Here is a 6858-nt window from a genome sequence, read left to right on the forward strand (position 1 = left end):
GCGCTACGAGAGGGCGACGAGGCGTTCGTAGGGCTGGGAGAACCGTTCCAGGGGGTCGCCGTCGGCGTTCCAGGGCCAGGGGGTCACCACGCCCGTGGTGGCGCGCAGGGCCGTGGTGGCGTCGGCCATGCGGCCGGACCTGACCAGGGCGTAGGCCAGGACGTTGAGGTCCGCGAGGGCGGCGGCGTGGCGGAGGAAGCCGGGGCGGGTCCAGTCCTGGGTGGCCTGGTCGAGGACGGAGGCGACCTGCTCGCGCCGCCAGTACTCGCCGGCGCTGATCGCCTCCATGCCGCCGGTGGCCATGGCGCGCTGGTGGCCGCGGACGATCGCGGTCAGCTCCAGGGCGGCGGCGGGGGCGTCGGCGGGCATGCGGCCGCGGACCGAGTCGAGCAGGTCGAGGAGTTGTACGGCGGAGCCGCACTCTTCGGGGGACAGATAGCCGAGGACCTGGAGGTGCGCCTCGCGGTTCCACCGGTCGCGGGTCATGATCTCCTGCCAGATCGCCGACAGCTCGTGGTGGGGGCGCCGCTCGCGGCGCAGTGTGGCCAGGTGCACCACGTAGGGGGTGGGGTCGGCGGGAACCAGCTCGGCGGCGAGGCGGCAGGCCTCGCGGGCGTCGCTCAGGTCGGGCTGGTCCTGCACCAGGTCCGACCAGGCGTGCAGCAGCAGGGCTCCCTGGTCGCGGGGGTGGTGACGGCGCCAGATCCCGGGCAGTGCCCGCCCCGCGGCGGCGGCGAGCACGGCGAGGCGGTGGGCCTTGCGGTCCCAGTCCTCACCGGCGTCCTCGACCACCCTGGAGACCTGGGCGATCACGGTGGTGTCGAGGTCGCCGCGGACCCAGCTCGTCTCAAGGCGTTGCCGGACCCGGCCGAGGGCGGTGTCGTCGAGTTCGGGGGCCAGTCGAGGTCGGTTGCCCTTGCGGCGCCTGAAGACGGGCATATCGGTCGGCTTTCGGCTTTCGGTGGTGGCGGTCGAGATCAACTCGCATCCTCACCCGGGCCCCACGTGGGAGAACAGGGGGACGGCCGCATCGGCACGATGACTTCACCAGCCGCGCGCAAGCGGAGTCAGCAGGGACGCTTGCGCAGTTCCATGACGTAGTCGTGGGGCGCCCCGGCGGATTCGGCGGCGTCGGCGATCTCGCCGAGGTAGCGGGCGGAGGGCAGGCCGCCCTCGTAGCCGTTGAGGACGTACAGCCAGGCGGGTTCGTCGCCGTCCAGCGTGTGGACGCGGATCCGCATGCGGCGGTATATGTCCAGGCCGACGCCCTCCCAGCGGTCCATGGAGTCCTCGTCCATGGGGGCGATGTCGTAGAGGGCGACGAAGACCTGCGAGCGCGGGGCTTCGACGATGGTGGGGAGGGCTCCTTCCCAGCCCATCTGCTCCCCGCCGAAGGTCAGGCGCCAGCCGGTGATCCAGCCTGTGCCGCGCAGGGGTGAGTGCGGTGCGCGGCGGGACATCAGCCGCGCGTCGAGGTTGCCGGCGTACGCGGCGTAGAGCGACATGGATCAGAGGGTACGGGAGAGGGGTGGAAGCGCTCTTGGGGTGGCGGGTTCGTAGCGGAATGCGCACTCGAACCCCCGGGCGGAAGCCTAATGGGTGGGTACGGGACAATGGAGCATGTGACTCGGATCGTGATCATTGGTGGCGGACCCGGCGGCTACGAGGCGGCGCTGGTCGCCGCCCAGCTCGGCGCGGAGGTGACCGTCGTCGACTGCGACGGTCTGGGCGGGGCGTCGGTGCTGACCGACTGCGTGCCGTCGAAGACGTTGATCGCCACGGCAGAGGTGATGACGACGTTCGACTCTTCGTACGAGGAGTTGGGCATCATCGTCGCCGATGACACCCCGCCGCTGGAGCAGGCGGCCCGGGTGGTGGGCGTGGATCTGGGCAAGGTCAACCGGCGGGTGAAGCGGCTGGCGCTCGCGCAGTCGCACGACATCACGGCCTCCGTGACGCGCGCCGGCGCGCGGGTCATGCGGGGGCGTGGGCGGCTGGAGCCCGCGCAGGGGCCGGACGGATCGCGGAAGGTGATCGTCCGGGCGGCGGACGGCTCCGAGGAGACCCTGGTCGCGGACGCGGTGCTGGTGTCGACCGGCGCGCACCCGCGGGAGATCCCGGACGCGCAGCCGGACGGCGAGCGCATCTTGAACTGGACGCAGGTGTACGACCTCGATGAGCTGCCCGAGGAGCTGATCGTGGTTGGGTCCGGTGTCACGGGCGCCGAGTTCGCGGGCGCGTACCAGGCGCTGGGCTCCAAGGTCACGCTGGTCTCCAGCCGGGACCGGGTGCTGCCGGGCGAGGACCCGGACGCGGCGGCGGTGCTGGAGGACGTCTTCCGGCGGCGCGGGATGAACGTGATGTCCCGGTCGCGGGCAACGGCGGTGAAGCGTGTCCCCGGACCCGCATCGGCACAGGGACCCTCCTCGCCGAAGGCGGGCGAGGAGGGACGAGTCGGGGACCGGGTGGAGGTCACGCTCGCGGACGGGCGGGTCATCACCGGCAGCCACTGTCTGATGGCCGTGGGCTCGATCCCGAACACCGCGGGCATGGGCCTGGAGGAGGCCGGGGTCCGGATGAAGGAGTCCGGGCACATCCTGACCGACAAGGTGTCGCGCACCAGCGCGCCGGGCGTGTACGCGGCCGGTGACTGCACCGGGGTGTTCGCGCTGGCGTCGGTGGCGGCGATGCAGGGCCGGATCGCGATGTACCACTTCCTGGGGGACGCGGTCACGCCGCTGAACCTGAAGACGGTGTCGGCGAACGTCTTCACCGACCCCGAGATCGCCACCGTGGGCTATTCGCAGGCCGACGTGGACGCCGGGAAGATCGACGCCCGGGTGGTGAAGCTGCCGCTGCTGCGCAACCCGCGGGCGAAGATGCAGGGCATCCGGGACGGCTTCGTGAAGATCTTCTGCCGTCCGGGCACCGGCATCGTGGTGGGCGGTGTGGTGGTCGCGCCGCGCGCGAGCGAGCTGATCCACCCCATCGCGCTGGCCGTCGACAACAACCTGACGGTCGAGCAGATCGCCAAGGCGTTCACCGTGTACCCCTCGCTGTCCGGCTCGATCGCCGAGGTGGCACGGCAGTTGCACACGCGCAAGTCGTCCGAAGGGTAGTCAGGACGGTCCGGCGGGGTATGAGGTGCGCCCCTTATAGCAGCTTGCGCCCGCGCAGATGAACAACTTCTGCTAATTAGTGCAAGCTGCTGAAAACAGACAGTCGTTGGCGTTACTGTCAGTTTCGTGTTCGCTGCAGAACGTCGCCAATTGATCCTTGAAATGGTGCGTGCGAACGGAGCGGTATCGCTCCGTGAGCTCGCCCGCGTCGTCCAGACCTCCGAAGTGACCGTACGGCGTGATGTGCGGGCGCTGGAGGCAGAAGGACTGCTCGACCGCCGGCACGGCGGTGCGGTGCTGCCGGGCGGATTCACCAGGGAGTCCGGCTTCCCGCAGAAATCCCATCTAGCGACCGCGGAGAAGACGGCGATCGCCGATCTCGCGGCCGGTTTCGTCGAGGAGGGCGAGGCCGTCGTGGTCGGCGCCGGTACGACCACGCAGGAGCTGGCCCGCCGGCTCGCGCGGGTCCCCGGGCTGACCGTGGTCACCAATTCCCTGCTGGTCGCGCAGGCGTTGGCGCATGCCAACCGGGTCGAGGTCGTGATGACCGGCGGCACCCTGCGCGGCTCCAACTACGCGCTGGTCGGCAGCGGCGCCGAGCAGTCCCTGCAGGGGCTGCGGGTCTCGCGCGCCTTTCTGTCCGGCAGCGGGCTGACCGCCGAGCGCGGACTGTCCACGTCCAACATGCTGTCGGCCAGCGTCGACCGGGCGCTGGTCCAGGCCGCGGCGGAGGTGGTGGTGCTCGCCGACCACACCAAGCTGGGCACCGACACCATGTTCCAGACGGTGCCCACCGATGTGATCACGCGGCTGGTGACCGATGAGCCACCCGCCCAGGACGACCGCGCGCTGACCGAGTTGCAGGCCCTGGCCGACCAGGGCGTGCAGATCGCGGTGGCGGGGCCGGGCGCGGAGTCCGGCCCGGCCGGTGGCGAGGGCGGCGGCTCGTCGGGCGCGGGCCGCCAGGCGGGGCGGCTGGGCTCATCGGCCCCGCGGGCCGGATCCGGTGAGGACGGGCTGCCGCTGCCCGGGCCGCGCCGCAATCCGCACGGCCAGGGGCCCGGCGGCGCGGGCCAGCTGCGCAGCGCGGCCTCGCTGCCCGAGCAGCAGACGGGCGGTGGCCGGGTGGCGGATCTGGCGCCGCGCCGCCGCTGACCGGGCGGCCGGTGGGACAGCGGTGCCAGGGTGATCGCTTCAGTGCGCCTTGAGGCCGGTGAAGGTCAGGGCGAGCAGCCGGTCCGCCAGCTCCGGGTCGTCCGGCGACTGCTCGACGGCCAGCGCGATGGCGTTGGTCAGCTGCATCAGGTCGGCGATCACCACGTCCGGCCGCACGGCCCCGGCCCGCTGGGCGCGGGCGAGCAGTTCGCTGCCCGCCTCGCGCAGCGGCAGCCGGCAGCCGCGGGACAGCTCCGAGCTCTCGTCGCCCGAGCAGGCCATCAGGGCCTGGGCGAGTCCGCGGTAGGTGCTGGCGTGGTGGACGATCGCCCGCAGCCAGTCGACCAGCGCGGTGCACGGCTGGGGCGCCTTCGCCAGCTCGCGGGAGCGCGTCAGCAGCGCGTTCATCTCGCCCTGGAAGACGGCGCCCATGAGCGCGGTGCGGTTGGGGAAGTGCCGGTAGAGCGTGCCGATGCCGACGCCCGCGCGGCGCGCGACGTCCTCCAGCGAGGCGTCGGTGCCGTGCTGGGTGAAGGCGGTGCGCGCCTCGGCCAGCAGCCGCTCGTAGTTGCGGCGCGCGTCGGCGCGCATGGGGCGGGGGAGTGGTGGCGTGTGCGCCGGGGCTGTCTCGGTCGCCATCGCGGTCCTCCCTGCTGTGCCTTGCTGTGCCTGCCGGTAGGTCAAGCATGCCATCACGCGGCATGGGGGCGCCGGAGACTGTCGTCTTCGGCGCGCGAGGAGGGGAAACGATGGGGATCAACGTCCGCGCCGGGCAACGCCCATGGGGCTGACCGGACGGCCGCTGGAGTGCGTGCTGATGGCCGCCGCCGTGGTGTGCTTCGCGCTCACGGCCTGGCTGTGGCCGCGCTTCGCCGGTCGGGGCGTACGGGCGTGGCTGGGCCGGCTCGGCTCGCTGGCGGTGACCCAGTGCGCGCTGGTCGCCGCGCTGGCGCTCGCGGTCAACGCCCACTTCCAGTTCTACGGGTCCTGGGACGAGCTGCTGGGCGGGGGCGACGAGGCCCCGGCCGCCCTCTCGGACGTGCACGGCGGCGAGACGGCCCCCGGCGGACCGGCCGGGGCACTGGTGCAGCCCGCGCCGCCGCAGGGGCTCGACCGGGTGCACGGGCTGCCCGGCGGGCCGCCGGAGCGGACCGGAGCGGTGGAGTCGGTGCGGATCCTGGGCCGCCGCAGCCAGGTCGCCAACCCGGCGTACGTCTTCCTGCCGCCGCAGTACTTCCAGCGCCCGTACGCCCGCCAGCGGTTCCCCGTCATCGTCGCGATCAGCGGCTACCCCGGCGGGTCGTTTCTGCTGGCCCAGCATCTGCGGGTGCCGCAGACCGCGGGCGACCTGATCCGGCGGGGGACGGCGCAGCCCGCCGTCATCGTGATGGTCCGGCCCACCATCGCCCCGCCGCGGGACACCCAGTGCGTGGACGTCCCCGGAGGGCCGCGGGCCGAGACGTACTTCGCCGAGGACCTGCCCGAGGCGCTGTCACACCACTACCGGATCGGCCATGACTCCAGCGCCTGGGGCGTCCTGGGCTACTCCTCGGGCGGCACCTGTGCGCTGCAGCTGGCCATGCGCCATCCGCGGGTCTACTCCGCGGCGGTCGCGCTCTCGCCCGACTACCGCGTGGTCAACGACCCCACCACCGGGGACCTGTTCGGCGGCGGTCCGGCGGGGCGGCGGCGGATGCGGGAGCACGATCTGCTGTGGCGGCTGCGGCACCTGCCGGGGCCCGAGGTGTCGGTGCTGGTGGCCTCCAGCCGCAAGGGCGAGCCGGACTACGGCGCGACCCGGTCGTTCCTGGCCGCCGTACGGCCGCCGATGCGCGCCCAGTCGATCATCCTGGGCCGGGGCAGCCACAACTTCCGCACCTGGCGGCGCGAACTGCCCACGGCGCTGCGCTGGATGAGCGGGCAGCTGACCTTCCCGCAGGACGTGGCGAGACGCTGAGCATGCCGCGGGCCCCGGCCGTCTTGTGACGGCCGGGGCCCGGTTGGCGGTACGGCGCGGTGTCAGTCCTTGATCTCGCAGATGACCGAGCCCGAGGTGATCGAGGTGCCGACCTCGGCGCTCAGGCCCTTGATGGTGCCCGCGCGGTGGGCGTTGAGGGGTTGTTCCATTTTCATGGCTTCGAGGACGACGATGAGGTCGCCTTCGGCCACGGTGTCGCCTTCGGAGACGGCGACCTTGACGATGGTGCCCTGCATGGGGGAGGCGAGGGCGTCGCCGGAGGCGGCGGAGCCGCCCTTCTTGACGGCCTTGCGCTTGGGCTTCTTCGAGCCGCCCGCGGGTGCGGTGGCCACGCCGAGGGAGGCGGGCAGGGAGACCTCCAGCCGCTTGCCGCCGACCTCGACCACCACCGTCTCCCGCGCGCCGGCTTCCTCGTCCTCGTCGGTGGCGGGAGCGGCGGTGTAGGGCGGGATGGTGTTGGTGAACTCGGTCTCGATCCAGCGGGTGTGGATGGTGAACGGGTCGCTGGTGAAGGCGGGGTCGGCGACCACGGCCCGGTGGAAGGGGATCGCGGTGGCCATGCCCTCGACCTGGAACTCCGCCAGCGCGCGGGCGGCGCGCTGCAGC

General features: G+C 72.6%; 7 protein-coding genes. 3 read left to right on the forward strand and 4 right to left on the reverse strand.

The genetic code is table 11. The features are described 5' to 3' along the window. Window positions 1-3 precede the first annotated feature (3 nt). Window positions 4-939 (reverse strand): hypothetical protein, encoded by a 936-nt coding sequence (locus ASC60_RS05150; protein ID WP_055547289.1) that lies wholly within the window; start codon window positions 937-939, stop codon window positions 4-6. Window positions 940-1067: 128 nt separating this feature from the next. Then, window positions 1068-1505, reverse strand: a complete 438-nt coding sequence (locus ASC60_RS05155; protein ID WP_055547017.1) for a gamma-glutamylcyclotransferase — start codon at window positions 1503-1505, stop codon at window positions 1068-1070. Between the two features lie 108 nt (window positions 1506-1613). Here ASC60_RS05155 and ASC60_RS05160 point away from each other — a divergent pair, with 108 nt between their 5' ends. Both ASC60_RS05160 and ASC60_RS05165 read left to right on the forward strand, forming a co-directional pair. Next, window positions 1614-3119 carry an NAD(P)H-quinone dehydrogenase gene (locus ASC60_RS05160; protein WP_055547019.1) on the forward strand — a complete coding sequence of 502 codons (1506 nt, stop codon included), beginning with the start codon at window positions 1614-1616 and terminating at the stop codon, window positions 3117-3119. Window positions 3120-3281: 162 nt separating this feature from the next. Beyond that, window positions 3282-4274, forward strand: a complete 993-nt coding sequence (locus ASC60_RS05165; RefSeq protein ID WP_055547021.1) for a DeoR/GlpR family DNA-binding transcription regulator — start codon at window positions 3282-3284, stop codon at window positions 4272-4274. A gap of 39 nt (window positions 4275-4313) precedes the next feature. Here ASC60_RS05165 and ASC60_RS05170 read toward each other — a convergent pair whose 3' ends face one another. Continuing rightward, window positions 4314-4913, reverse strand: coding sequence for a TetR/AcrR family transcriptional regulator (locus ASC60_RS05170; RefSeq protein ID WP_055547023.1), 600 nt, complete (start codon window positions 4911-4913; stop codon window positions 4314-4316). A gap of 142 nt (window positions 4914-5055) precedes the next feature. On the opposite strand from ASC60_RS05170, the gene ASC60_RS05175 reads away from it, so the two are divergent. Beyond that, the gene (locus tag ASC60_RS05175; protein ID WP_055547025.1) at window positions 5056-6231 is read left to right on the forward strand and encodes an esterase family protein; all 1176 of its coding nucleotides are present in this window, start codon (window positions 5056-5058) and stop codon (window positions 6229-6231) included. Between the two features lie 62 nt (window positions 6232-6293). Here ASC60_RS05175 and ASC60_RS05180 read toward each other — a convergent pair. Further along, window positions 6294-6858: biotin/lipoyl-containing protein (locus ASC60_RS05180; RefSeq protein WP_159043206.1), on the reverse strand; the 565-nt coding region annotated here is incomplete at its 5' end.

Source organism: Streptomyces sp. NBRC 110028 (assembly GCF_001417735.1).
In the GTDB taxonomy this organism is placed as follows: domain Bacteria; phylum Actinomycetota; class Actinomycetes; order Streptomycetales; family Streptomycetaceae; genus Streptomyces.

What these genes read in the sequence shown, in the direction of transcription:
- ASC60_RS05165 (WP_055547021.1), top strand. Translation starts at nt 3,282, where the DNA reads ATGGTGCGTGCGAACGGAGCGGTATCGCTCCGTGAGCTCGCCCGCGTC.
- ASC60_RS05160 (WP_055547019.1), top strand. Translation starts at nt 1,614, where the DNA reads ATGGAGCATGTGACTCGGATCGTGATCATTGGTGGCGGACCCGGCGGC.
- ASC60_RS05170 (WP_055547023.1), bottom strand. Translation starts at nt 4,913, where the DNA reads ATGGCGACCGAGACAGCCCCGGCGCACACGCCACCACTCCCCCGCCCC.
- ASC60_RS05155 (WP_055547017.1), bottom strand. Translation starts at nt 1,505, where the DNA reads ATGTCGCTCTACGCCGCGTACGCCGGCAACCTCGACGCGCGGCTGATG.
- ASC60_RS05175 (WP_055547025.1), top strand. Translation starts at nt 5,056, where the DNA reads ATGGGGCTGACCGGACGGCCGCTGGAGTGCGTGCTGATGGCCGCCGCC.
- ASC60_RS05150 (WP_055547289.1), bottom strand. Translation starts at nt 939, where the DNA reads ATGCCCGTCTTCAGGCGCCGCAAGGGCAACCGACCTCGACTGGCCCCC.